This window comes from Acetobacterium sp. KB-1, assembly GCF_003260995.1.
GTDB lineage: Bacteria > Bacillota > Clostridia > Eubacteriales > Eubacteriaceae > Acetobacterium > Acetobacterium carbinolicum.
The window spans coordinates 3,200,241-3,226,097 of record NZ_CP030040.1 but is presented as its reverse complement, the minus strand read 5'-3'; the positions used below and the strand labels follow the sequence as shown (position 1 = coordinate 3,226,097).

Annotated in this window: 22 protein-coding genes; 9 read left to right on the top strand and 13 right to left on the bottom strand. The window is 43.1% G+C overall.

Features of this window, described 5'->3' with window-relative positions:
* Positions 1-94: 94 nt before the first annotated feature.
* The 9 genes from DOZ58_RS14850 to DOZ58_RS14805 all read right to left on the bottom strand — a co-directional run bounded on the left by DOZ58_RS14850 (position 95) and on the right by DOZ58_RS14805 (position 9,317).
* Positions 95-607 carry a transcriptional regulator GutM gene (locus DOZ58_RS14850; protein ID WP_111889007.1) on the bottom strand — a complete coding sequence of 171 codons (513 nt, stop codon included), beginning with the start codon at positions 605-607 and terminating at the stop codon, positions 95-97.
* A gap of 13 nt (positions 608-620) precedes the next feature.
* On the bottom strand, positions 621-1,409 hold the full coding sequence (locus tag DOZ58_RS14845) for an HAD-IIA family hydrolase (protein WP_371414176.1): 789 nt from the start codon (positions 1,407-1,409) through the stop codon (positions 621-623).
* A gap of 2 nt (positions 1,410-1,411) precedes the next feature.
* On the bottom strand, positions 1,412-2,593 hold the full coding sequence (locus DOZ58_RS14840) for a sn-glycerol-1-phosphate dehydrogenase (protein WP_111889006.1): 1,182 nt from the start codon (positions 2,591-2,593) through the stop codon (positions 1,412-1,414).
* Positions 2,594-2,612: 19 nt separating this feature from the next.
* Positions 2,613-3,581 carry a sugar-binding transcriptional regulator gene (locus DOZ58_RS14835; protein WP_111889005.1) on the bottom strand — a complete coding sequence of 323 codons (969 nt, stop codon included), beginning with the start codon at positions 3,579-3,581 and terminating at the stop codon, positions 2,613-2,615.
* Positions 3,582-3,785: 204 nt separating this feature from the next.
* Positions 3,786-4,124, bottom strand: a complete 339-nt coding sequence (locus tag DOZ58_RS14825) for a P-II family nitrogen regulator (protein ID WP_111889003.1) — start codon at positions 4,122-4,124, stop codon at positions 3,786-3,788.
* A 70-nt stretch (positions 4,125-4,194) separates the two neighbouring features.
* Positions 4,195-5,448, bottom strand: coding sequence for an ammonium transporter (locus DOZ58_RS14820; RefSeq protein WP_111889002.1), 1,254 nt, complete (start codon positions 5,446-5,448; stop codon positions 4,195-4,197).
* A 495-nt stretch (positions 5,449-5,943) separates the two neighbouring features.
* Positions 5,944-7,047: a S1C family serine protease gene (locus DOZ58_RS14815; RefSeq protein WP_111889001.1), complete on the bottom strand. Its 1,104-nt coding sequence runs from the start codon at positions 7,045-7,047 to the stop codon at positions 5,944-5,946.
* A 28-nt stretch (positions 7,048-7,075) separates the two neighbouring features.
* Complete coding sequence (locus DOZ58_RS14810) at positions 7,076-7,864, bottom strand: MBL fold metallo-hydrolase (protein ID WP_111889000.1); 789 nt, start codon at positions 7,862-7,864, stop codon at positions 7,076-7,078.
* A gap of 175 nt (positions 7,865-8,039) precedes the next feature.
* Positions 8,040-9,317, bottom strand: a complete 1,278-nt coding sequence (locus DOZ58_RS14805; protein ID WP_111888999.1) for a UDP-N-acetylglucosamine 1-carboxyvinyltransferase — start codon at positions 9,315-9,317, stop codon at positions 8,040-8,042.
* A gap of 270 nt (positions 9,318-9,587) precedes the next feature.
* Here DOZ58_RS14805 and DOZ58_RS14800 point away from each other — a divergent pair, with 270 nt between their 5' ends.
* Both DOZ58_RS14800 and DOZ58_RS14795 read left to right on the top strand, forming a co-directional pair.
* On the top strand, positions 9,588-10,616 hold the full coding sequence (locus DOZ58_RS14800; RefSeq protein ID WP_111888998.1) for a DnaD domain protein: 1,029 nt from the start codon (positions 9,588-9,590) through the stop codon (positions 10,614-10,616).
* Entirely contained in the window at positions 10,603-11,568 is a 966-nt protein-coding gene (locus DOZ58_RS14795) for an ATP-binding protein (RefSeq protein ID WP_111888997.1), read from the top strand. Before DOZ58_RS14800 ends, DOZ58_RS14795 begins: the two co-directional genes overlap by 14 nt.
* A 52-nt stretch (positions 11,569-11,620) precedes the next feature.
* On the opposite strand, the gene DOZ58_RS14790 is transcribed toward DOZ58_RS14795, so the two are convergent.
* Positions 11,621-12,376: a tRNA1(Val) (adenine(37)-N6)-methyltransferase gene (locus tag DOZ58_RS14790; protein WP_111888996.1), complete on the bottom strand. Its 756-nt coding sequence runs from the start codon at positions 12,374-12,376 to the stop codon at positions 11,621-11,623.
* Between the two features lie 521 nt (positions 12,377-12,897).
* Here DOZ58_RS14790 and DOZ58_RS14785 point away from each other — a divergent pair.
* A complete protein-coding gene (locus DOZ58_RS14785; RefSeq protein WP_111888995.1) occupies positions 12,898-14,490 on the top strand; it encodes a hypothetical protein in 1,593 nt (530 codons plus the stop codon).
* Positions 14,491-14,596: 106 nt separating this feature from the next.
* Here DOZ58_RS14785 and DOZ58_RS19180 read toward each other — a convergent pair whose 3' ends face one another.
* Positions 14,597-15,730, bottom strand: a complete 1,134-nt coding sequence (locus tag DOZ58_RS19180) for a 3D domain-containing protein (RefSeq protein WP_111888994.1) — start codon at positions 15,728-15,730, stop codon at positions 14,597-14,599.
* A gap of 476 nt (positions 15,731-16,206) precedes the next feature.
* On the opposite strand from DOZ58_RS19180, the gene DOZ58_RS14775 reads away from it, so the two are divergent.
* Entirely contained in the window at positions 16,207-17,580 is a 1,374-nt protein-coding gene (locus tag DOZ58_RS14775; protein WP_111888993.1) for a TrpB-like pyridoxal phosphate-dependent enzyme, read from the top strand.
* A gap of 69 nt (positions 17,581-17,649) precedes the next feature.
* On the opposite strand, the gene DOZ58_RS14770 is transcribed toward DOZ58_RS14775, so the two are convergent.
* On the bottom strand, positions 17,650-19,209 hold the full coding sequence (locus tag DOZ58_RS14770) for an ASKHA domain-containing protein (RefSeq protein WP_111888992.1): 1,560 nt from the start codon (positions 19,207-19,209) through the stop codon (positions 17,650-17,652).
* Positions 19,210-19,227: 18 nt separating this feature from the next.
* Positions 19,228-19,578 carry a rhodanese-like domain-containing protein gene (locus DOZ58_RS14765; RefSeq protein WP_111888991.1) on the bottom strand — a complete coding sequence of 117 codons (351 nt, stop codon included), beginning with the start codon at positions 19,576-19,578 and terminating at the stop codon, positions 19,228-19,230.
* 217 nt (positions 19,579-19,795) lie between these two features.
* Between DOZ58_RS14765 and DOZ58_RS14760 the strand changes: the two genes are divergently transcribed.
* The 5 genes from DOZ58_RS14760 to DOZ58_RS14740 all read left to right on the top strand — a co-directional run bounded on the left by DOZ58_RS14760 (position 19,796) and on the right by DOZ58_RS14740 (position 25,756).
* Positions 19,796-20,467 (top strand): response regulator transcription factor, encoded by a 672-nt coding sequence (locus DOZ58_RS14760; protein WP_111888990.1) that lies wholly within the window; start codon positions 19,796-19,798, stop codon positions 20,465-20,467.
* Between the two features lie 4 nt (positions 20,468-20,471).
* On the top strand, positions 20,472-21,992 hold the full coding sequence (locus DOZ58_RS14755) for a cell wall metabolism sensor histidine kinase WalK (protein ID WP_111888989.1): 1,521 nt from the start codon (positions 20,472-20,474) through the stop codon (positions 21,990-21,992).
* Positions 21,993-22,357: 365 nt separating this feature from the next.
* A complete protein-coding gene (locus tag DOZ58_RS14750) occupies positions 22,358-23,149 on the top strand; it encodes a polyphosphate polymerase domain-containing protein (protein WP_111888988.1) in 792 nt (263 codons plus the stop codon).
* Between the two features lie 12 nt (positions 23,150-23,161).
* Entirely contained in the window at positions 23,162-23,851 is a 690-nt protein-coding gene (locus DOZ58_RS14745; protein ID WP_111888987.1) for a DUF4956 domain-containing protein, read from the top strand.
* 312 nt (positions 23,852-24,163) lie between these two features.
* Positions 24,164-25,756 (top strand): FMN-binding glutamate synthase family protein, encoded by a 1,593-nt coding sequence (locus DOZ58_RS14740; RefSeq protein WP_111888986.1) that lies wholly within the window; start codon positions 24,164-24,166, stop codon positions 25,754-25,756.
* Positions 25,757-25,857: the final 101 nt, after the last annotated feature.

Genomic DNA, 25,857 nt, shown 5'->3' with positions numbered 1-25,857 from the left:
GACGCTCACCCAGCGCGCAATTTTTATCTCTTTCCTTGTTCTATTTCTATTTATTAATTATAACGTTTACAGCGCACTATTTTATCAAAGCAGTTTATGTTGATCTGGGCTGTTTGTTTCCCATCGCTCTTTCGGTTTCCCGTCTTTTAAGATATTGTGCATTCTTTACGTCCTTTTCCAATCGCTTATCGATGGCTTCAACGGCCTGAATCAAGGCCCCTTTTTTTCTTTTTTTATCCAAACCATTGGGTGCGTATGGTTCCTTTATTCGTCTTTTTTTATTAATCTTTAGATCTTCTACCAGACCTACCTCGCGAATTTCTGATAGCGACAGGCCATTATAATAATCGGTTTCTAAAAACCGCTTCCATAGGGCGATCCCTTCTAGTTTCTTACACCCACAAATACGTCCGCTACGACAATCCATGGCTAAAACAATAATCGCCCCTCCTTTTAAACGAAAACCACCCTTACGTAAACCAATACCCAGTATGGTTCCCTGACTTAACAGACTATTGACCGCCTGCTGATAATTTTTATACTGAAAATAAGTTAATCCACTCTGTAAGATCATCATCACAAACGCGACCAATGCTAAATAAATCAAATGATTCCCTCCTTTATAAGTAGTCCGTCATTTCCTTTAGCGATTCAAAAACGCAATCCGGAACCACATCTGAATTTTTTATATCCGCTATTTTGGTCTCCCCGGTCAGCACTAAAAAACCCTTACCGCCGTTGTTGACGCCGGTGGCCACATCAGTATAGATCCGGTCTCCGACAAAGGCCACATCTTCTTTTTTATGCCCGGTAATGGACAGAATCATCTCCATCGTTTCAGCAAAGGGTTTACCTAAATATTTGGGTTCCACACCGGTGGATTTGGTAATCAGGGCACACATGGAACCGCAGTCGGGAATAAAACCGGTTTCCGTAGGGCAAACTAAATCCACATGGGTCGATAAAAAAACTGCGCCATTTAAAATAAAGGTACAGATTTTCTCCAGCTTTTCGTAGGTCAGGGTGGTATCAAAGCTGGCCACTGCTACATCTGGCTGTTCCTGGACCAGATTGATGCCGTGTTGTCTAAAACTCTCTTCCAACAGCGGTGTACCCATTAAATAGACCGATTGTCCGGGGTGATACGTTTTTAAATATTCAATGGTCACATCTCCGGAGGTGATGATCCGATCTGCTTCTACAAAACAGCCCATTTTTTTTAATTTTTCCTGATAAAAGCTGGGCACCCGGGATGAATTATTGGTGATGAAAATAAAATCCTTTTTTCGGGTTCGCAATTCTTTTATAAAGTCCAGTGCTCCGTCGATTAAACCATTTCCCAGATAAACCGTACCATCCATATCCAGGGCAAATAACTTAACATCTTTTAGCGCTTCTTTTTTTGGCATGATCATTTTCCGTAAATCCTTTCGGTGATTATCCCGGCGATTTCTTCTAATCGCCCTTTATCTTTTGCGTACTGAAAAACGCTGTAACGTTTACGTACTGTATTCGCCTCCATTAAACTGCGATAAAAAAGATCCCGGTCGATACCAACTTCTTTTGGGGAAATCATCGCTCCGGCACTTTCTAAAAGAGCTTCCACGACTTCACGTTGGGGAGCCAGGGCCTTCGTTTCTGGTGGTAGCTCATCGTCTAGCAGCTGATAAATTTCGGCTACGATGGGGGTGGCGATGCCGACCTTTACCCCATGGAGTTCCGGGTATTTGTGACGGGCGATAAAATCCATTTCCCAGTAATGTGAAAGCAAGTGTTCCGAACCGGACGCCGGCCGCGATACACCAACGATGGCCATGGTCACCCCAGTTAATGTCAAGGCTTCAATCAGGTAGAGAATCGCTTCCTCATTTCGTTCTTTTAGGGCTGGGGCAAACTCAATGCATTTTCGCAGGGCTTCCTCAACCAATTTAACACAGGTCTCACATCGGTATTCATCAATCATCGCAACTGCCAACGACCAGTCAGTTAACGCCGTTAATTTCCCCAGTACATCGCCCAGCCCGGCATGAATCATATGCATGGGTGCCTGTTTCATAATATCGGTGTCACCAACCACGCCGTAGGCCAAAGTTGCCACATAGGATATTTTTCGTCCGTTGCAGATTAGTGGTGCCCCATCGGCAACATACCCATCCATCGATGGCGCTGTACACACAATAATATAGGGAATCCCGGTCCTCGATGACAGGTATTTGGCCATATCATTAAGCGTACCAGAACCCACAGCGACAATTAAAGCGGTGCCCAGAGGCATTTCCAGAAGCATTCTTCCCATTGCTAATTCATCGGGAATAAGTATTTCTGTACCGGTTTCAAACTGATGGCTTTTTACCTCAAAATTTGAATCACTCAAAATTTTAAAGGCCTGCTCGCCAGCCGCCTTCCAGGTATTGTTATCGCTGATCATGTAGAGTTGTTTTCCCTTGAATTCTGCTGCAATATCGGGCAGTTGCTGAATTACACCTTTGCCAATGGCGATTTTTTTTATCGACAGCGAGTGGTGTCGTCCACATGAGCAATCAAAATCTGCTTCTGCCATTTCATTCATAGACATTTTTAAAATTTCATTCATTTTTACGCTTCTTTCTTTTTTAAACCCGTTCCGATGCTTGCTCAATCGCCAGTAGTTTTTTTCCGCATTCCGCATCAGTAACTAAAACATTAATATACCCGCCTTTTATGGCACCCTGGATAGCCAGCGCTTTTTCAGGACCACTGGCAACCCCAATCGAATGTGGAACCCGTCGCAGCTTTTTAATATCAACCCCAATCACACAATTGTCGGCAGCAAATGGTTCGGTGCTACCATTGATATCAAAAAACTGCATGCAGACATCCCCCACCACATTTTTCTGACGCATTGTTTCCATATCCTTTTCATCATAATAACCGGTGGACATAATGGCCGAACCACGATTAGGAACCCCGATTCCAACTACCGCCACGTCCAGGCCATCGCCCATTTTAATGATCCGTTTGATATCCGGTTCCTTCATCAGTTCCTCTTTAATCTTGACTCCTGACACCCGAGCTGGCGCATGGAGCAAATAAGAAACACCACCAAAAGCCTTGGCCAGAGCTTCCACAATCGTATTGGAGTGGAGTTCCATACCCAGATGTCCAATTCCACCAATCAGCGGGATAAAGGTCACCCGCTTTAAGGTTCCCTTTGACACAAAACGATAGATCTGGCCGATAGAAGAACCCATCGATATCCCGATAATGGTATCATCTTTGATCAATCGTTCCAGATAATTGGCGGTCGCCTTAGCCAACTCATCTTTCTGATCCCGGTTATCCTGTTTGCTATCTACGATAAAAACCTCTTTTAAACCATATCGGCTTTCCAGTTTCTTTTCCAGATCCACGTAATTGTTGCCAAAAATTGGATCGATGACAATTTTGACAATCCCGCGCGCCTTGGCATTCTGAAGAATCCGCGACACAGTTGGTCGTGAAAGCCCCAATTCCTTGGCAATCAACTTCTGATTAATATCCTGATTGTAGTACATCTCACAAATTTTCACCATCAGACGCTCATCATCAACTACCTTTTTCATTTTTATTACCTCTCTTGTTTCCGGCTAATTACTTTTGTTTTTATTCGCATCTGAAATTTTGTAACTATAATCCTTATTATATTTATTTTTATAGAAAAGTCAATCATTTCGTTGTTTTTTGTAAAAAAGAATACACTAAAAGGCCATATATGTTTACACGTGTAAACATATATGGCCTTTTTTAGTTCTTGACGCTTGCATCGTTTATAGGGCAATATCCCCTCTTTCTCCAGTTCGGATTCGAATACATTCTTCCACAGGCTTGATAAAAATTTTTCCGTCACCAATTTCACCTGTCCGAACCACGCTCATAATCAATTGGACGATTTCTTCCACCTGATCATCAGCCACCACTATTTTAATTTCAATTTTTGGAATCATATTCATCATCACGGTGGTACCCCGATTATGGGCAATCCAGCCATACTGATTGCCACATCCCAACACCTGACGAATATTCATACCGTTGATCTTTGCCGCCAAAAATGCGTCCTTCAAAGGTTCCAGTTTTTCTGGACGGATAATCGCTTCAATCATTTTCATAAGTTTTTCCTTTCTTTACTGAATGAGTAACCCTGATTTTCTGGTTACCCTACCGTACTTCAACACTATTTTACTGATCAATACCAGAAAATGCTGGATAACCTTGTTCACTATGTTCACTGATATCCAGGCCCAATGCTTCAGCTTCAGGTGTGACCCGTATTTTCATCACTTTTTTGAGCACCGTCATAATCACTGCTGTCATAACGGCTGAGTAGATAATTGAAATACCCACCGCCGTCAGTTGAGCAACCAATAATTCGGTGGCTCCAAAAAACAGACCATCCCATTGAGCAATCGGGTTAATGGCTGATTGAGCAAATAGCCCGGTGGCAATACCGCCCCAAATTCCACCAATCCCATGACATCCAAAAGCATCCAGCGCATCGTCATACCCGAATTTATGTTTGACCTTTGTCATAAAGAAGAAGCAAATCGGGCTGACCAATGCACCAATCACCAGTGCGGCTGAAAAGGCTACAAATCCCGCTCCTGGTGTAATTGCAACCAGACCAATAATTGCGCCAGTGACTGCTCCCATAACGGTCACTTTTTTATAAAGCACCGTTTCAATTGTCATCCAGCTTAACATTGCTGCGGCTGATGAAATCATTGAATTGACAACGGCCTGAACCGCCAAACCATTGGCCGCCAGAGCAGAACCTCCATTAAACGCAAACCATCCGACCCATAAAATAGCGCCACCGGTAAAAAACATGGGAATATTGTGCGGATGATAAGATTGAATCCCATAACCTTTTCGGGTTCCCAGTATGATACAGGCAATCAGGCCGGAAACCCCAGAACTGATATGAATAACGTTTCCACCGGCGAAATCGACTGCTCCTAATCCAGCGATAAAACCGCCAGTCCCCCAAACCATATGGGCCAGTGGGTAATAGACGAGTAACAGCCACACGGTTATAAAGATAAACATGGCTGAAAACCGCATTCGCCCTGATAAGGCGCCGACCAGAATGGCCGGTGTGATAATGCAAAACATTAACTGAAAGATCGCAAACAGCGCCCCCGGAATATTGGCGGCATATGGACCCGCTTCAGTAGCACTGACGCCATTAAAGAACGCATTACTTAAATTCCCGACGACTCCCAATCCTCCCACGTCTGTGCCAAAAGAAATTGAATAACCGACTGCAAACCACATCACCGTTGCCAGCCCGCAACAAAATACAACTGACATTAAGGTATTGATCACATTTTTCCTACGCACCATTCCTGCATAAAACAATCCCAAGCCGGGAGTCATAAAAAATACCAGCATTGAGCTGATTAAAACAAATGCCACATCTCCAGAATTAATCATACTTTCCTCCAAATTCTCTGTGTCTTGATTTCATTAATAACAAATACCTGTTGACTTCATTGAATTTTGCAATTTATCAACATTACTCCTTGGTTTGATTTTATTACTCCCTTCTTATTAATTCTTTATTTTCAAATCACTGCAAACGCAACAGTGACCAATCTGATCAACCCATTTTTAAAACTGACGGTTTAGCGTCAATCGCTACTCGTGTCCTCATTGACAAGCTGGTTTATTCTCGGCAGAAAATCCAATTCACAAAAAAAGACCATAACAAAAAAAGCTATCGTCTTTGATAATTTAAATGCGATTCAAAACGCATTTCAGTTTAAATTTTCTGCTTCGGTGATAATTCCAATCACTTCGCTATTATTTAAGGTTGATTCATTTATTTAATAATAAAAGCTGATTCCCTATTGATTCAGCACTTCAGATTATAGCACTGAAAAAAACAGGAGTCAATCACTGAATGATTGACTCCTGTTTAATCATTTTTTATTGTTGTGATGTAACCACCACATCTTTTGTCTGTTTTTGGCCATTTCGCTCAAAGGTAACGCTCACCTTCTCGCCCGCATCAACTGCATAGAGAATTTCTTTCATCTTAAGCATAGTATTGGTTTTAACCCCATTGATTTCTTTGATGATATCGCCAGCTAGCAGTCCGGCATTGGCAGCACCGCCGCCTTGTTGCACCGATGCGATATAGATCCCTTCATTAAAGTCGACCTTGCTGTCGGTGACATAATAATCGGCAATCGCCCGATCATATCCAGTGATTCCCATCACAGTGGCATCAAACTTACCGGTTGCCACAATCTCGTTAAGAATTGGTTTTAAAATATTAATCGGAATGGCAAAACCCATGCCTTCACCTGTGGTCAGTTTATAGGTATTAATACCGATCACCTTGCCATTTTTATCGACTAGCGGTCCCCCGCTATTTCCCGAATTAATTGAAGCATCGGTTTGGATCAGGTCTTCGGCCAACCCACTGTCTAGAGGAATACTCCGATTAATTGCAGAGACAATGCCAGATGTTACCGTTCGCTCAAAATTTAGCCCCAATGGATTACCCACTGCGACCGCCAGTTCGCCGACAACGACATTGTCTGAATCACCCAGTTCAAGAACCGGTAAATCCGTTGCATCAATTTTTATAACCGCCATATCAAGAGTTGAATCCGACCAAATCAGTTTAGCATCATACGTTTTCCCATCAGCCAGTGATACGGTCATGCCTGAAATATCATTTGAAGCAACATGTTGGTTCGTGGCAATATAGCCATCACTGGTTAAAATAAAACCGGAACCAACCCCGCTTGCTTCCTGCGGACCATACGCGGTCATAGCCACTCCGGTTGTCTCAATCCCCACCACCGATGGCGGCACAGTTTGAGCGATCGCTTCAACCACCGAGTCTGCCGATCCCTGGTTAACGACAATTTCATTCTTAGCGCCTTGTATCACGGTGCTGTTGTCGAAAAAAAAGTCCACACCAAGGAATAAAGCGCCCACAATTATACCGCCAACTATTGCACCAAGCATACCGATAATAAGAGAATTTGGCTTTTTTTCTTTTTTCAGATCGTCATCCATCGTTTCTCCTCAATCTTAGTTGAAGATCTCACAGGTTAATTGTCTCACTGGCACTACTTCTTTTGGCCACACAAAGTTTCACATCCTTATCCAGAACTATCCCAGCTTCTGATAATATCCGGGCGGTAGTTTCGTAAGCAAGCAGGGGATAATTGTTTTCCTGACTGAGATGGGCCAACACCAACTGCTTCGTGCCTTCCTGTACCAGCGCCAAAGCCAAATCACCGGCGGTCTCATTGGATAAGTGTCCGAAATCACTTTTTATCCGCTGCTTGAGATAAAAAGGATACGATCCAGCTTCCAGCATCGACACGTCATGATTAGACTCCAGCACCACCAAATCGCAACCACTAAGGGCACCGCGCATTTCTGGAGTTATAATCCCGGAGTCAGTGGCAATTCCCAACCGCTTTTTTCCGTCAAAAATGACAAATCCGGCTGAATCTGCTGCATCATGGGATGTTTTAAAGGCTTTGATTTGAAGATCCTGAATATCAAATGGTTTTTCAAAATCAAAGATTTTAATATTATGTTCAGCGATTTTACCCAGGCTTTTTAGCATCGCTTCCCAGGTCTTTTCATTGGCATAAATCGGCAGGTCAAAACGACGCGATAATACCCCCACCCCATGGATGTGATCACTGTGTTCATGGGTCACCATAATACCGCCGATTTCTCGAAGATCCTCCGCGATAAGGTCCATGGCACTCTGGATCCGTTTCCCACTGAGCCCAGCATCAATGAGTATCTTTGTGTTGTTGTTTGAGATAAATAAACTGTTACCTGAACTTCCACTATATAGACTACAAAATTTCAATCGCTGCTCCCCTGTTCATTTTAAAAAACGATGTAAAACTATTCCATTTAAATGCACCAGGGGCCAGTCAAATTGTTAGGTTAATCCTAGCGAATGATGCTTAAACCTGACTTAACCTAACTTTACGAGATTTAAGGTAATCTTTTACCAATTCCTTCCATCAGTCAGAATCGAACTAAAGAAAAGAAGGGTCTTTCTCGGAAATTCGCCGAATATCAGCTCCCAGGTTTCTCAGGTTTTCCTGTAAATTTTCATATCCCCGATCAATATGAATAATTTCAGTGATTTTTGTTTCACCATCGGCAATCAAACCAGCAATAACCATGGCGGCTCCAGCTCTTAAATCGGTGGTTTTTATTTTAGTGGCCGATAAGGTCTCCACCCCAATAATACTCGCGGTCCGGCTGTTAATCGAAATATTGGCACCCATCCGGCGCAGTTCATCCACATATTTAAAGCGGCTTTCGAAGATACTTTCAGTAATGGTGCTAGTACCTTGGGCGATTGTCATTAATACGGCCATTGGTTGCTGCAGATCGGTCGGAAAGCCCGGGTACGGCATGGTCTTGACATTCACCGCTTTTAAGGGATGCTTGCCGATAACCCGAATCCCATAGTCTTCTTCCATAACAATAACACCCATTTCGCTGAGTTTAGCCGTGATCGCCTCCATATGCTTGGGAATGACATTTTTTATTAAAATATCTCCTTGTGTGGCCGCTGCGGCCATCATATAGGTACCAGTAGTAATCTGATCCGGAATCACTGAATACTCGCAACCATGCATTTCTTCAACCCCAACGATCTTGATAACATCTGTTCCCGCACCCTTGATGTTTGCTCCCATCAGGTTCAAAAAGTTAGCCACATCAACGATGTGGGGTTCTTTGGCGGCATTTTCAATAATTGTTTTGCCATCAGCCCGGACTGCCGCCAACATGATGTTAATCGTTGCACCGACGCTGACCACGTCGAGAAAAATATGGGCGCCTCTCAGTTCTGGTGCCTCCATTTTTACCTGACCATGTTCAATCACCACGGTTGCTCCCAAGGCCTGGAAGCCTTTGATATGCTGGTCAATCGGGCGATCGCCAATATTACAACCACCGGGCAATGGCACAATCGCCTTGCGATAGCGTCCCAATAAAGCACCCAGCAGGTAATAAGAAGCCCGCATTTGACCCGTTTCCTCTTCATACTCCGATACGTCATATGAAATTGGTTTTTCGGTATTAATAATCAAAGTATCTTTTTCTCTATATATTTCAGCGCCCAATTTTTCCAGAATAACAATCATCTTGTTAACATCTTTAATATCGGGAACATTTTCTATCTTACTTGAGCAGGCACAAAGCACCGCAGCTGGAATTATTCCCAGTACCGCATTTTTTGCCCCGGAGATCGTAACCTCGCCTTGTAGGGGGTTACCTCCTTCTATAATAAAAGCATCCATATTTATTCCTTTCAGTGCAAGTGTATATGCAATATCCAATTGGTAATTATATCATAAGTTTCATTTTTATCAAGAAATCTTGAGTTTTTATGCCATTTTTTTATCTGCCTGCCGGTTTTTCTTATACTCTTTAAGAATTCTTTTCTCGGCCTAAAGAAAACAGGAATTCCTCACAAATTAAATGTGATGTGATATAATAACATCATTGTATTTATACAATTAAAAGATTTTAAGTAAAAAAGATTATCAATCCATAACTTGAGGTAAAAAATGAATCGTTTTGAATTAGTTTCCAGCCATGATGACCTGGGTGTGACACCCATTGAAAATATTTTTATTAATCACTACATGCCCATGGCTCGGGGGGACTACGTCAAGGTCTATCTTTATGGCTTAAAGCGATGCTTTAATCAGGGTCTGACCCCAATCAGTAATGAAGATATCGCCAAGGATCTGAATTTATTGGAGACCGACGTAAAAAAAGCCTGGGATTATTGGGCATCTGAAAAAATTATCGCTATTGAATACACCGGCACCCGCGATGCACTGGTCCGTTTTTATAATATCACCGGCACCATCCTCTATAAAAATGAGGCCATCCCGGAGACCACCATTCCTAGAAATACGCAATCCTCCAACAGCATCGAAGACCGAATTCAACGCATGTACACCACCATCCAGGATATGTATGAAAGCCGGACCATCACCAAAAAAGAAACCCTGCTTTTTAAGCGCTGGCTCGATGACTACAATTTCACTCCGGAAGCGGTGATCCTGATTGTGGAGTATTCCATTAATATGATCAATAAAAAAGACCGCACCTTTACCCCGGCCCAGGTGATCTCCTATCTGGAAACTGTCGCTAAAAGCTTTCATGCTGCCGAGGTTCGGGATCATATTGAGGCCGAAGCTTATATCAAAGACTCCGCCCATAAACGAACGAGCTATTATCAAATCTTTAAATACCTGGGAATTCAACGAAACCCCATGGTTTCTGAGCGACAAATGATGGACACCTGGTTTAAGAATTACGGTTTCTCCATGGAAATCATTGTCCAGGCTTTATCCCGAACCAATAAACCGAATATGAAATATATTGACGGGATCCTGAAAAATTGGCACGAACAGGGCTTTAAAACCCTGGAAGACATTAAAAACGACAAACCAAAACCCAAATTTGATCATAAAGAAGCCCTTGAACCGATGAGTGATTCCCGTAAACAGGCTTACCTGGATATGGAAGTTAACTACGCCGAGGATTTATGGCCGGAACTGGAGATAAGTGATGAAGACCTATAATGCCGCCTTTGCCCTGCTACAAAAAAAACAGCATGCTTACCAATTTAAACAACGCCAAAAAAAAGAAGCCCTCTATCGTCAGATACCCGCGCTTTCTGATCTGGATAATCAAATCAATCGCCTGGGAGTTGCCCTGATCCGGGCCACCGTCGCCAATGAACTGGATAAAACCGCTGCCATCCGGAAGCAAATGAGTGCGCTTGAAACCAGAAAAAAAGATTTTGCCGGAGAAAAGGCCGCTCTACTAAGCCATTCGTATTATTGCTCGCTTTGTCAGGATTCAGGAATTCTTCCTGAAGGACCTTGCTCTTGTCTTAATCAATGTCTGGCCGAAATCAGTTTTTCCAGCTATGACTTAAAAACCCGGGCCCAACGGGAAACCTTTGAAACCTTTAATTCCGACTATTATTCAGAGCAGCCCATTGGTTCTACAACTGCCAGTCATCGGTCCAATGCCCTCAACATTAAACAAAATATGTTAAAATATTGTCAGAATTTTGAAACGATTGAAGATCAGCTTCTTTTTGTCGGTCCGCCTGGCGTGGGCAAAACCTTTATGTCCAATTGCATTGTCAACAAACTCACTGAAAAGGGCTATGGGATTGTCTATGTCACCGCTGCTCACCTGGTCGCCAGTATTCAGGATCAACTTTTCCGGGAAAAGAAAACATCGACCGAAATTTATGAACCACTGCTGCTCTGTGATCTCTTAATTATCGATGATCTAGGGGCTGAATTTTCTTCAGAATACAGCCAAAAACAGCTCTATGAGGTCATCGACAGCCGCCTTAATGCCGAAAAAAAGATGATTATTTCCAGCAATCTGACGGTGCTTAAAATAAAATCACTATATGACGAACGGCTTTCCTCACGGATCTCTGGCTATTTTAAAACGATTCCCTTTCTGGGTGAAGACATTCGTATTCTCAAGGCCCGGCGGGGCCGTTTATAAAAAAACCGGTCTCAGCTAATCGCCGAGATCGGTTTTTTCTCATTTCATTTTTTTATTGCGGCTTGGTCATCCCATAGATATCATAAATTTCCTGAGTATATTCCCCGTCTTCTTGGTATACAATCAGGGGAGCATCCGTTTTTAACCCCGGTTGACCGCTTTTTCGCCCCTCAATCAAAACCAGATTGGCCTCTTTTTTTAAGGATGGGTAAATAAATTGCAGCTGTTTGACCTCGATTTTATAAAGGCGCATCAAAGAAATGATATCCCCCAGCCGTTCCGGTCGATGAACCAGAAACAGGCGTCCCCGATCCTTTAGCATTCGTTTGCTGAAAATGAGAATGTCTTCAATACTACACAAAATTTCATGTCGGGAAATTGTCTTGGTTTCACAATTATTTTTCAGCCCCGCCTGGGCCCGCATGTAGGGCGGATTACTGACCACCACATCATACGTGTTTGGCAGAATTTCACTACCAGGGTTTTTAATATCCCCGGCAATGATCCGGATCTGGGCTGACAAACCATTGAGCGCCATACTCCGCCTGGCCATTTCCACGAGCGGTTTTTGAATCTCCAGCCCAGTGAGTGAGGCTGCCTTTGTTTTGCCATAAAGTAATAATGGAATAATCCCTGTTCCGGTTCCCAGATCGATGATGTGGGGAGATCCCTTTGTTAACCGGGAAACAAACCAGGATAGCAACACTGCGTCCATACCAAAACAGAAATAATCCGGATTTTGAATAATCTTCAAATTATTAAGCCCTAAATCCTCGATTCTTTCCCCTTTTTTTATAAAGTTATCCACAATTAACTCCTCCTATTCCACACGTTTTTTATATTTTCCAGGTTTGTCAACAGGTTTATCCACAAATTCGTCGATTCTATCCACTATTTGTGGATAACTTTTGTAAACAACGCCAATTATGCTCAAAACATCCCTAATCATGGGATTTTCTGATCTGCCTTTTTACAACCGGCCTGTTGATAGTTTTTTAATAACTTATCCACATATACACAGCTAAAAGTTGAAACAAATCAGCCGGTTCTTAAGAACCCTTTAAACAGGCGACTTAAACTTTTTTTACTTAAAAAAACCGGTCTTTCTAGCTGTTGATAAAAATATTTATCTGAATTTACGGCCTTTTTTCGATTTTTCCTTTAATCTATGCCAAATCTTTGCTATAATGTGTAGTTGTAGAGGACCGTTTCTAATTCACTGTCGGTTGACCCGCCTCTAAAAGCTCCTTTATCATCCATGATTATGATGATAAAGTCAATGACCAAAAATTATTGCAACGAAATTATTTGCGAAAGCGATGGATATATATGAATAATGACAAAATCCAGCCGAGTAAATTGGATATTATTCTCGAAAAAAAACAGCTTCTGGATGCGACCATCCAGGACTGTGAAATACGAATAGATGCAAAGCTTACTTCACTCCTAGAAGACGGCTTTATTTCGCGAGAAATGAATCCTGAGGCTGTTGAAACAACTATTCATGATCCCTACCACCCCAATGAACATTTTCTTTCTGGGGTGGATATTTCGGATGATGATGCGCTCGATCAGGCCGTCCTCAATTCCCGTCCTTTCGAAACCCGGACAAACCAGCTTGCCTTTAATGGCGATCTTCTCAGTAAAAAAACATCACCACTTAGTGACAAGGTTGGCTTTTCCACCCCCAACGGTGAAATTGAGGATGATGAGGAACTGCCTACCCTATCTAAAATATTAGGACGGACCACGCCTTACGCTTCTGAAGCGGAGCGGACCTCAACCATCCCCAAAATGGCAACGGCATCTGAGATCGCCAATAAAGCCATGCCAGGCACAGGTGACAATTTTTCCCATTCCAGCTTTTCTGAAACAAAGCCGTTAGCGGAAGTTGTCCCAAATCCAATAAACACCGCTCCTCCCCCCGAACTGAAAAAAACACCGCCACGTCAGGTAGAAAAACCCGTTCTGACTACGAAACCGCCGGATCTGGAAAAAACACCACCCAAAAAAGCAAAACCGGAAAAGAGACAGACGAAGGCAGACAGACAAAAGAAACCACCAAAAAAAGCAAACCACAACCCCATCCAAAAGCCTAGCTTAACCAATATGGTTCCGCCGCTTGTTTTTTTCTTTATGGGATTAATGGTTTTTGGAGCTTTTCTGATTTTTACCGCCTCGGACTTTAACTTTATTGATTACTCGGTGGTATTTATTTTATTTACCTGTCTGATTTTTACCATTGCTATGCCCTATGGTGCGAGTATCTTTTTTATGATCCTGCTACTCTGCAGTTATGTGGTTTTAACCCTCATTTCTGTTTTCTACCTGGGCGTTCCCTTTAACTTGTATCAGATCGGCTGGCTGGTTGTGATCCCGATGATTTTATGGAGCTCGGCATTATTAATCAAAAAGGTCCGGGAGCTTTTCCATTTCAAAAAAAATCTGGAACAACAAATTGCTTCCTATGACAATCTGGAAGAAAGTCCCGGATTAACCATTGAGAAAGCCTACTACAAGGATCTCAAATACGCCATGGATCGGGCTTCCCGAGGCGAAACGATTCTTACCCTGGAAATGATTACGGTTTGCCATCTGGACGAACTCAAAACCATGAACGGAGCAAGGCTTTGGGATGAGATTCTTTATAAAACCTTAAAGATTATCAAAAACTACTGCTACAGTAATCATCTGATTTATATTCTAGATGGCAGTGTCTTCAGTATTCTGATGGAAAATACTTCCGTAAAAAATCAGTTGCTGATTAATCAGGAGATTACCGATGCCTTCAATGCGCTGATATCAGAATATGAAGCCATAGAAGCGGATGTAAAACTAAACATTGCTGCGATTCCCTACACCCGGGATATCACCAATCCCTTCGACTATCGGGCCATCGTTTTAAGGCATCTAAAAAAATAAAGCAGAAACCGCGTGATCGGTTTCTGCTTTTTTATTTCAATCTTTTTATAATCGTTTTTTCTAAAAAAAGCAGGATGTGCGACGCACATCCTGCTTTTTATTCATTTTAATAAATAATATATGCTTCCAGATTCTGTCGTCCAAATTGAATACAGGCATCGTAGGAATCCATATAAATATCGACGATTCCCTGAGTTACTGCACCGCCCCGGTCTTCAACCGTATAGGTGGTACCCATGGCCGGAATATAAATCTTAGTGCCGAAGGGCAAACCACTCCAGGCTGCTACGGTGTGATTGGCTTTTGGCATCACACCCAATGCGGTTGCATTTCCCGTTGCCGTATAAGCCGTACACTGAATGGTCATTTTTACGGCCCCTTCCGGAATCGTATTGGTCGCTGTTGTTTGTGTGGGCGCCGGTGTTTCAATTACCGGAGCTGGAACCGGCTCTTTTACTACTGGTGTTTCAACCACGGGAGTCTCGACCACTGCCGGGGGTTTTACCACTGCCGGAGTTTCTGCCACCGCTGCTGGGGTTTCAACCACTGCTTTTGTTCCCACTTCCACAATTTCAGGTGTCGGTGCGGTTACAATTTCATCAAAAATAATTTCTCGTTTAACTTCCACACCATTTTCATAAAGCACCCGTTCAACCTGACTGGATTCGCCATCAACCCCAACCTGAACAGTCTTGCTTTTACCAACTTCCATTTCCGGATTATCTTTATTCTGGGTAGTATAGGTGACAACCTGTCGGCTTGGCAATTCTTCAACCTGAACCCGGATCACCTTAATTTTCTTTGCATCTTCTAAGCGCGTCGATTTGCCAGGTTCAACCCGGTCAAGATCTTCTAGTTCGATCTGATACTCTTTGAGTAAATCACCCACAGTTTTTGCTTCTGTCTGATAAATAATGGTTTTCCCGTCAAAAGCCAGCTCACCACTGGCTTTGCTTTTCACTTCGATATTATCAACCGTAAACAGTACCGATTTGGTATTCACATTGACAGAATATTGATCACCCAGTTTTATCCCGTTGTCTTCAAGCACATCGCCAACATTTTGGAATATGCCACCGCTGAGCATTCTCTCGTTGTCATCAACGGTTACTTTGATCTCCTTAGCAAAAACAAAAGAACTGGCCGTTCCTACCACACAGGTGATGATCACACTGGCCATCCCGATCTTAAGAATCGACTTTTTTCTTTTATTCGAACTCTGATTCTTTTTTTCTATCATAAAACCTCCATTTCGATTTCAATCCTCAGATCGAAACTCCGTTTCGTTACAATTTCTTTACAATTCGATTGTACTTCATTTCCGGATAATTGTCAAGATTAGAATTTACTAATTGACTTTTCTTAATTTTTCATTTAGAATATAGCTAATTAAATAAAAACAAACCATTGATGCGGAGATAACGGTGGAAGATGCACTAACAGAGAGCGAGGTAGGCTGAGAGCCTTGCAGAACGCAATCCATCAAATGGACCGCTGAGGGCATGGTCAAAGGTTTCGGCCGAGTATTCCATGACGTGACAACTACGTAAGTGTTGAGGAATATGTTGGTATTCTGCAGAGATAGGTCTGATCCTGTGAAAAAAGGTGGCACCACGAGTCGTTATACTCGTCCTTTACGTTTAGTAGAGGACGAGTTTTTTGTATTTACAGACGTCTAGTCTGTAATGATTTAACAACAGAAAGAAAGGAAATGCCATGAAAAAGATACCCTATAAGATTTATTTAAGTGAAGATGAGATGCCGAAATACTGGTTCAATCTCCGGGCCAAAATGAAGGAGCTGCCTGAGCCTTTTGTAAATCCCGGCACTGGTGAATACTGTACCAAAGAGGAACTGCTGCCTGTGTTCTGCGAAGAACTGGTGGATCAGGAACTTAATACCACCGAGCAGTACATTGAAATTCCCGAAGAAATCCGTGATTTCTATAAAATGTACCGACCCTCGCCCCTGGTCCGGGCCTATTGCCTGGAAAAAGAGCTGGATACTCCGGCTGAGATCTATTATAAATATGAAGGAACCAACACCTCCGGTTCCCATAAGTTAAACTCTGCTGCTGCCCAGGCCTATTACGCCAAAAAACAGGGCTTAGCCGCATTAACCACCGAAACCGGTGCCGGACAATGGGGCACTGCTCTGTCAATGGCCTGTGCCTACTTTAATCTGGACTTATCCGTTTATATGGTTAAGGTTTCAGCGGAGCAAAAACCCCATCGCCGGGCAGTCATGGAAACCTATGGCGCCAAGGTGATTGCCTCCCCTTCCAACACCACCAACGCCGGACGAAAAATTCTAGCTGAAACCCCAGACACCAACGGCTCGTTAGGTTGTGCCATCAGCGAAGCCATTGAGGTGGCCGTCACCACCGACAGTTGCAAATATGTCCTGGGCAGCGTTTTAAACCATGTCGGTCTGCATCAATCTATCATTGGGTTAGAAACCCAGATTGCCTGTGACAAATATGACATCAAACCGGATATCATCATTGGCTGCGCCGGAGGCGGGTCCAATTTACTGGGTCTGATTGCGCCGTTTATGGCCGACAAAATTGAAGGCAAGAATGACATCGACTTTGTTGCTATTGAGCCAGCATCCTGCCCATCGTTAACCCGGGGACGTTATGCCCTGGACTTTGGCGACACCGGGAAAACCACTCCACTCATTCGGATGTACACCCTAGGCAGCGGCTTCATGCCTTCACCCAACCACGCTGGTGGATTACGCTACCACGGGATGAGCCCAATTATTTCCAAGCTTTACCATGACGGCTATATCCGCGCTAAATCTTATACCCAGAATGAAGTTTTTGAAGCGGCCACCCAGTTTGCCCGAATCGAAGGCATCCTGCCTGCCCCCGAATCAGCTCATGCCATTAAAGCCGCTATTGATGAAGCTGTGGCCTGCAAGGCATCCGGCGAAAAGAAAGTCATCGTCTTTGGCTTAACCGGCACCGGCTACTTTGATATGACTGCCTATATGAACTACAACGCTGGCAACATGACCGACTATATTCCTACTGATGAAGATCTTCAAATCGGTTTTGACAGTCTGCCCCAAGTCGAACAAAAATAACGACTCATAGAATAAAGGCCGCCAGACAATGGATGACATCCATTGTCTGGCGGCCTGTTTTTTTGACTGCTATCGCAAGCGTCCCTGTTTTTTTAGTGCCGCCTTAACGGTGGGATAGAGATCAAAATCCGTATGGGGCAAAAACCGGGCGGCATACATCCGGGAAATAAAATCAGTGGCCGCTCCAAACTCCAGATACTCGATCCGTTCCTGAAGCATCGTGACCGTTTCCATTTTATCACCGTTGGTTAGTAGGGCATAAGCCCCATTTAAGGAACTATTTCCCAACGAAACAAAACGTTCTCGGGGTAAATCCGGATAAAGACCGATGGTGATCGCTGACTCCAGATTAATGTAAGTCCCAAAAGCCCCAGAAACATACAGCCGATCAACATCCATGGCCTCAACACCCAACCGTTCCAGCAGATAGGCAACCATGGTGCTGGCGGCAGCTTTCGTATCGATAAATTGGCTCATATCCTTTTGCGTAAAAAGCAGTTCTTCACCACTACCGGACTCATCCCGGGTGGCGTATAGAACCCCATATTCTTCGCCACGTTTAACAATCCGGCGGGATTTCTCGGGATTAAAGCGACCTGAGAAATCAATCCAGCCGCTTAACAGCATCTGGGCAATCAGATCAACAATCCCCGACCCACAAATACCCAGGGGCCGATGACCGCCGATGGTTGTCAGTCTGAGCTCATTTTCGACAATAATAACCGAATCCACAGCCCCAGCGGTGGCCTTCATGCCGTTTTTACTGATACCGCCTTCTAATGCCGGTCCGGCTGCTCCGGCTCCGGCCACCAAAAAGTTCTTATTTCCTAAGACCATTTCACCGTTGGTACCAATATCGATAAATAATCCCAATTCATCTTTTTCGTGAAGACCGGCCAGCAGCAAACCGCTGATAGTATCACCGCCTAAATAGTTCGCAACCGAGGGCATACAATAAAGATAGCCACTGGTATTAAGCCCCAGATCCCAGGCGTCAAGATAACCGGTATGATTAAACACCGGCGCAAAAGGATACTCGAAAATGGGCCAGGGATCAATACCCAATAAAAAATGGATCATCGTGGTATTGCCAGAAACAACCATGATACAGGATTTCTGAGCATTGATTCCAGTTGTTTCTTCCAGTCGATTCATCAGGGCATTAAAGGTACCAATCGTTGCTTCCTGCACAGCCAGAAGATGAGCCGGTTTATTTTTGGCATAAAAGATACGACTGAGAATATCATCACCATACGCAATCTGATGATTTAGGATACTTTCTTCACCCAGGACCTTACCGGTATTTAAATCCACCATCCTCATTGCCACGGAGGTACTGCCCAAATCGACGGCCAACCCAAAATGGCGATGCCGCCAATCCCCGGGTTCCAGTTCCACCAGCTCCCAGGTTGCGCCGCTTTTTACCAGCGTCAGCGTAATCTCCCAATTGGCTTCCCGGCACAAGGGGTATATTTTTTTTAGTAGGCGTCGAGAAAAACGCACCGCTCCAAAATCTGGAGTCAATGCGTTAAGAATGCGTTCCTGATCACCGATAATATCCCCATTTCCGGGTGGTGAAATGGTTAAAAATATTTTTCTGGATAACGCCTGAATTTCTTGATCTCCCATACCCACCTCAAGTTTTAATTAATGACTGCTAACGGTTCCATATTTCCAACCGCCGATGCCGCCAAGATTATAAATGTTCTGATATCCCATTTTGACCATCTGACTCGCAGCACTTTGAGATCTGCCGCCACTCAAACAGTAAACAAAGATCGTAGCATTTTTATCCGGAACGATTTTATCCACCGTCTGAATCTGGCCTAATGGTAGATTAATACTATTCGGAATATGTTGGCCGGCATATTCATTTTTTTCTCTCACATCGAGAAGCACGATTGGTTCATTGGCATCCAATCGTTTTTTGGCCTCAGCCGGGGATATTCTTTTTACTGAATTTTTTGACTCTGATTTTCTTGATAATAAGTTTAACATAATAAAACCTTCCTTTATATAATTTATTGGTGTAAATTTTAATACTTCTTTATTATGTTATTATCTTATCGCCTTTGCCGTTTTTTTTCTGTGATGATGTCACATAAATCATCAGCTTTCTAAAGATTTTTCAGCCATAAATCAGAACTTGTTCACGCAATAAACACTTAGCAATATTATCCTGTTTATATTATAATGAGAAAAAGAGGTGACGTGGATGTATAAACTATTAATAACGGATGATGAAGAAAAAATCCGAGTACTGATTAAAAAATACGCAATTTTTGAAGGTCATACGGCGGTTGAAGCCTCAAACGGGATGGAAGCCGTTGAACGCTGCCGCAACGAAACCTTTGATATTATTATTATGGATATTATGATGCCGGAACTGGATGGTTTTTCTGCCGTCAAAGAAATTAGAAAAACCCAAAACATTCCGGTCTTGATGCTTTCTGCCCGAGGTGAAGAATATGACAAGATTCATGGCTTTGAACTGGGCATCGACGATTATGTGGTAAAACCTTTTTCGCCCAAAGAACTGATGATGCGCATCGATGCCATCATGAAGCGGGCCGCCCGGGATCAGTCTTTGGAACATGATATCTTTGTGAAGGATGGCCTGACCGCTGACTTTACCGCCAGAAGAATCCTTATCGATAACGAAAGCATCGATATGTCGCCAAAAGAATTTGACCTTATTTTTTATCTGATCCGTAACAAAAACATCGCTTTGACCCGAGAAAAACTGATTACTGAAGTTTGGGGCTATGATTTCTACGGGGATGACCGAACCCTGGATACCCATATTAAATTACTCCGCAAAAGTCTTGGAGAATATGCCCGACTGATCACTACCCTGCGGGGCGTGGGCTATCGGTTTGAAGGTTAAACCATTGAAAAAAAGCAAGTCATTTTTCCCCCAAAAAAATAAATCCCGACAGATCACTATCAAATGGAAAATTTTTCTATTTCTGCTTGGCTTTTGCGGGGTGTTACTGATACTGCTCTGGCTTTTTCAGGTCGTTTTTCTGAACAGTTTTTATAAAAGCATCAAAATCAATGAAATCAAAGCCACTGCCAACACCATTGAAAAGAGTATTAATGACGAGAATATTGCCACCATCATTTCCACCGTTTCTGAAAATAAAGATATTTGCATCAAGGTTTTGTCAAGTTCCGGAGATACCATCTACTCTTCCCATGTTGTCAAGGGATGCATCATTCACAGTAAGCCAACCTTTGATGAAAAAGCGCTTCATTCCGAAGTGACCAACAATGACGGCGAATTGTTTCAGTATTATAATCATGATGGCTACGCCAGAGAAACAGAGCCTGATTCTGTTCAACCTGAAAACACTCAAATTCAGGATAAACCGCCAGCGGAGGAAAAAGAAAAGGATACCCTTATTTACTCTAAAACCATCATCGATGCGAACAATAACGAATTAATTTTGGTACTCAACTCACTGATTTCGCCGGTGAATGCGACGGTTAATACCCTACGGGTGCAACTTTATTATATTACAGCCTTTATGATTCTGTTTTCGGTAATCCTGGCTTTTATCATTGCCAAATGGATCTCCCGACCTATTGAAGCCATCAACGAAAGTGCTAAAATGCTGGCCACTGGTGACTATTCAACCCAGTTTAAGGGAACAGGCTACAAAGAAATTGCCGAGCTCTCAGACACCTTGAACTTTACCGCCAAAGAGCTTTCAAAGGTTGAGCTACTACGTCAGGAACTAATTGCCAATATCTCCCACGATTTGCGCACCCCTCTAACCTTAATCAGCGGCTATGCTGAAGCAATGCGGGATTTACCGGATGAAAACAATTCCGAAAATGCCCAGATTATTGTGGATGAAACCAAACGGTTAACCACCCTGGTTAATGATGTCATGGACATTTCCAAGCTGCAAACTGGCAACATCAATGTCCATCTTCAGCCCTATAACGTGACCGTCAGCTTGAGCAACTCCATTAACAGAATGAATAAAATGATGGAACTCGATGGCTACCAGATTGATTTTATCGCTGACCGGGAGGTTACCCTGACGGCGGATGAAACCCGAATTTCTCAGGCGTTTTACAACCTGTTAACCAATGCCATCAATTATACCGGAGACGATAAAAAAATCACCGTCACCCAGACGATCTTTCAAAATCCGGCCGACGATCTGACCAACTGGGTTAAGATCGAAGTGGCTGATTCCGGCGAAGGAATCGCCGCTGAAGATCTCCCCTATATTTGGGATCGCTATTATAAGGTCGATAAAACCCACAAACGGGCAGTCACCGGCACTGGTCTGGGTCTATCCATCGTCAAATCCATCCTCGATATCCACCACGGAGATTACGGTGTCACCTCAAAGCTTAATGAAGGCTCGATTTTCTGGTTTACGCTAAAAATTTAGTACTGTACAATAAGAAAGATAGCCCAGTACCGACAATTGTTCGCATGTTGTACGTATCGGAGCGGATATGGCAGAGCCTGTCTGATTCTGGGCGCAGGCAACGAGCCAATCATAAGCTTGTTTATAGTTGGCGGCTACCCGCGACCAATGCGAAAGTAGCGTAGCGATTTTCGCATGGCGAAGCAAACAACAGATTAACAATTGGTCGGTAGTTTATTGACTGCCTCAAAGATGCACCTTGGGTGCATCTTTTTTATTTTCAGAACGTTCACAAAAAAAACACAAAATTAACAAACGCTTAACAAACGGGTCGAGTATACTTTAGAAAAGCAACGATATGAAGAAAACTTTATGGAGGTACTATCATGATCACAAAAACTTTTAAACGCTTTGAAAATAAATATCAGTTAAGTGCTAGCCAACTCAAACAACTGATGCCTTTGCTTTTAACCCAGATGAAACCCGATGACTATACAAAAAAAAATGACGGCTATTCCATTTACAATATCTATTATGACACCGAAAATTACGACATTATCCGCCATTCCCTTGCCAAACCCTATTACAAGGAAAAGCTTCGTTTGCGAAGCTATACGATCCCCACATCTCCCGATGATCAGGTTTTCCTGGAACTCAAAAAGAAAATCGGCGGTGTTGTCAATAAACGGCGGGCGATCCTTCGTCTTAATGAAGCATCCCGTTTTGTTTCAAAGCTGGAATACCCCAAAGAACTTAATACCATAAATCGGCTGGTCCTGGAAGAGATTGAGTTTTTCTTAAAAAATCATCTGGTCACGCCCAAGACCTACATCGGCTATCAGCGGATTGCTTTTGTCGGAAAAAACGACCCTGAGCTCCGAGTGACCTTTGACTACAATCTGAAAAGTCGACAGCATAGTCTGTCCCTCGAAAAAGGAGATTTCGGACATTCTCTTATCCCAGCCGATCACTATCTGATGGAGATAAAAATTCTGGGAGCCATTCCTCTCTGGCTGACTCACGCCTTAACCGAATTAGAAATTTACAGCAGCAGTTTTTCCAAATACGGAAAAGCTTATAAGGATTACCGCCAGCAAAGTATTGGCAAGTTGATTAACCTTCCCATTTACACTAATGATCAGATCAATAGCAAATTGACACCCTGTGTTAATAACTAAAGGAGACCACTCATGATTGAATCACTTTTTTCCACCACCCTGACCGAAACCCTAACGATTGAGAGCACCTTAAGCGTCATTTTCGCCGCTCTGGCGATGGGTTTGTTTATCAGCTTCGTCTATGTCCGGACCCGAGGCAAAGACGGCTATTCCCCAGGCTTTGTGGTCACATTGATTATGCTGCCGGCAATTATTTCTATCATCATTTTATTAGTCGGCAATAACGTTGCCCGGGCCTTCAGTCTGGCTGGCGCTTTCAGCTTGATCCGTTTCCGAAGTGCCCCGGGAGATCCCATTGATATCTCTTATGTGTTCTTTACCCTGGCGGTAGGTCTTGCCTGCGGTATGGGTTACATTTTATATGGGGCTATCTTTGCGATTATTCTCTGCACGGTGATGGTAATCTTAAGCATCTCAAACTATGGCAAACCCAAGGTTAAAAATATGCAGTTAAAAATCACGATCCCCGAAGATATTGATTTTCAGAACTGTTTTAATGATATTCTAAAGCACTATACGAGCAGTCACAAAATTCAGCGGGTTAAAACCAGTGATTTTGGCTCTCTTTTTGAAATTAACTACACCATTACGTTGAAAAATAATACCGATCAAAAAGAATTCATTGACAAATTACGATGTCGAAACGGCAATTTAAGCATTGTTCTTAATACAGAAGTCATTGATGAAAAAGTTTATATTTAATTTTTTATCACGAAATGGGGCTATTTACACGTACCATTGTGCTATAAATGTACGCCACATTAGTACACTTATAGCGCAATGGTTGTTTTTTTTTATCTTTGTCGTTACTACAACAACACAATATAATCAAGTCACTGTATCCGTTTTGCTTTGCTCAGATTGGGGTTCTATTGACAATCTTCTTATTTGATTTATAATGATAAAGTAAGTTTTTTGTCCTGAATAAGGATAAATTGATAATTTTCAAAGGTGCAAATTATCAACAGAAATTTACATGTTTTACAAAACCAAAATTTTCAAGGGGGAAAATTAATGAATCTTCAAAGACCCAATGGCAACGATGCCACCGAAACTTTCAACCGTTCCAAAAGTGTTGTACCCTGTTCTGGAATCTGTTCACGCTGTGTGGATGGATGTCGGGGTAATTGTGAAGTTTTCAAAGCCACTTTCAGAGGCCGGGAACTGATTTATCCAGGTCCCTTCGGTGATGTAACCGCCGGTGGTGACAAGGATTATCCGGTCGATTATTCTCATTTAAATATTCAGGGTTATGCCCTCGGTGCAAAAGGTTTACCTAACGGCGAAGTGGGCACACCTGACAATGCCCGTTTTCCAAATGTCAGCACCGAATGCGCCTATGGCTGGGATAGCAAAGTGACCATGGCTGTTCCGATTTTTACAGGTGCTTTAGGTTCCACCGAAATCGCCCGCAAAAACTGGGATCATTTCGCCGTTGGTGCCGCTATTTCTGGTGTTACCATTGTTTGTGGTGAAAACGTCTGTGGGATTGACCCCCGACTGGTTCTTAACAAAAACAATATGGTTATTGAGGCTCCTGACATGGACCGCCGCATTGAAGCCTATAAACGATATCACTCCGGCAAGGGCGAAATTCTCATTCAAATGAATGTTGAAGATACTCGTTTAGGCGTGGCCGAATACATCATCAACAAACACAACATTGAAACCATTGAGCTGAAATGGGGCCAGGGTGCTAAATGTATCGGTGGCGAAATCAAAGTTAATACCATCGAACGAGCCATGGAACTGCAAAAACGTGGCTACATCGTCACCCCGGACCCGATGGATCCAGTTATTCAAGCCGCTTTTAACGATGGTGCCATTAAAGAATTTGAACGTCACAGTCGTCTTGGTTTTATCAGTGAAGAAAGCTTTATGGCTGAAGTTGAGCGTTTACGAGCCTTAGGTTATAAACGAATCACCTTAAAAACCGGTGCCTATGGCTTAAGAGAACTGGCAATGGCCATGAAATGGTGTTCAAAAGCTAAGATCGACCTGTTGACCATTGATGGTGCCCCCGGCGGAACCGGCATGAGTCCCTGGCGAATGATGGAAGAATGGGGGATGCCTTCCATTTACCTGCATTCAGCAGCCGTTGAATTTGCCCAGATTCTGGAATCCCAGGGCGAGCGCGTTCCTGACCTGGCCTTTGCCGGCGGATTCAGTAGTGAAGACGGGGTTTTCAAAGCCTTAGCCCTCGGTGCACCCTATGTCAAAGCGGTTTGTATGGGCCGTGCCCTGATGATTCCTGGGATGGTTGGTAAAAACATTGACCAATGGATCAAAGAAAATAAGCTGCCCAAAACCGTTAGCGAATTCGGTTCCACACCAGAAGAAATTTTTGTCTGTTACGAAGCGGTCAAAGACATCGTTGGAGCCAAAGAAATTAAAAATATCCCCTTGGGGGCTATTGGTATTTACAGCTACTCCGACAAAATCCGGGTTGGCTTACAACAATTAATGGCCGGTGCCCGATGTTTTAGTACTGAAAGCATCACCCGCAACGAACTGATGTCGTTAACTGAAGAATGTGCTAAAGTCACCAGAATTCCTTACCTGATGGAATGCGGCCGGGAAGAAGCACTTTCTATTTTAAAAGGCTAGTCCTCCTTAACTAAATATTTTTTCAGCCGTCTGAATTAATCTTAAAGATCGATTCAGGCGGCTGTTTTAATTTGCTATTTTACTCATCCTTAGGTAAAATG

Excerpts from the sequence above, each read along its gene's own strand:
- DOZ58_RS14815 (WP_111889001.1), bottom strand. The coding sequence starts at position 7,047 with ATGGATGACGATCTGAAAAAAGAAAAAAAGCCAAATTCTCTTATTATC.
- DOZ58_RS14800 (WP_111888998.1), top strand. The coding sequence starts at position 9,588 with ATGAATCGTTTTGAATTAGTTTCCAGCCATGATGACCTGGGTGTGACA.
- DOZ58_RS14840 (WP_111889006.1), bottom strand. The coding sequence starts at position 2,593 with ATGAATGAAATTTTAAAAATGTCTATGAATGAAATGGCAGAAGCAGAT.
- DOZ58_RS14835 (WP_111889005.1), bottom strand. The coding sequence starts at position 3,581 with ATGAAAAAGGTAGTTGATGATGAGCGTCTGATGGTGAAAATTTGTGAG.
- DOZ58_RS14785 (WP_111888995.1), top strand. The coding sequence starts at position 12,898 with ATGAATAATGACAAAATCCAGCCGAGTAAATTGGATATTATTCTCGAA.
- DOZ58_RS14740 (WP_111888986.1), top strand. The coding sequence starts at position 24,164 with ATGAATCTTCAAAGACCCAATGGCAACGATGCCACCGAAACTTTCAAC.
- DOZ58_RS14845 (WP_371414176.1), bottom strand. The coding sequence starts at position 1,409 with ATGCCAAAAAAAGAAGCGCTAAAAGATGTTAAGTTATTTGCCCTGGAT.
- DOZ58_RS19180 (WP_111888994.1), bottom strand. The coding sequence starts at position 15,730 with ATGATAGAAAAAAAGAATCAGAGTTCGAATAAAAGAAAAAAGTCGATT.
- DOZ58_RS14765 (WP_111888991.1), bottom strand. The coding sequence starts at position 19,578 with ATGTTAAACTTATTATCAAGAAAATCAGAGTCAAAAAATTCAGTAAAA.
- DOZ58_RS14795 (WP_111888997.1), top strand. The coding sequence starts at position 10,603 with ATGAAGACCTATAATGCCGCCTTTGCCCTGCTACAAAAAAAACAGCAT.
- DOZ58_RS14825 (WP_111889003.1), bottom strand. The coding sequence starts at position 4,124 with ATGAAAATGATTGAAGCGATTATCCGTCCAGAAAAACTGGAACCTTTG.
- DOZ58_RS14745 (WP_111888987.1), top strand. The coding sequence starts at position 23,162 with ATGATTGAATCACTTTTTTCCACCACCCTGACCGAAACCCTAACGATT.
- DOZ58_RS14770 (WP_111888992.1), bottom strand. The coding sequence starts at position 19,209 with ATGGGAGATCAAGAAATTCAGGCGTTATCCAGAAAAATATTTTTAACC.
- DOZ58_RS14820 (WP_111889002.1), bottom strand. The coding sequence starts at position 5,448 with ATGATTAATTCTGGAGATGTGGCATTTGTTTTAATCAGCTCAATGCTG.
- DOZ58_RS14760 (WP_111888990.1), top strand. The coding sequence starts at position 19,796 with ATGTATAAACTATTAATAACGGATGATGAAGAAAAAATCCGAGTACTG.
- DOZ58_RS14805 (WP_111888999.1), bottom strand. The coding sequence starts at position 9,317 with ATGGATGCTTTTATTATAGAAGGAGGTAACCCCCTACAAGGCGAGGTT.
- DOZ58_RS14775 (WP_111888993.1), top strand. The coding sequence starts at position 16,207 with ATGAAAAAGATACCCTATAAGATTTATTTAAGTGAAGATGAGATGCCG.
- DOZ58_RS14750 (WP_111888988.1), top strand. The coding sequence starts at position 22,358 with ATGATCACAAAAACTTTTAAACGCTTTGAAAATAAATATCAGTTAAGT.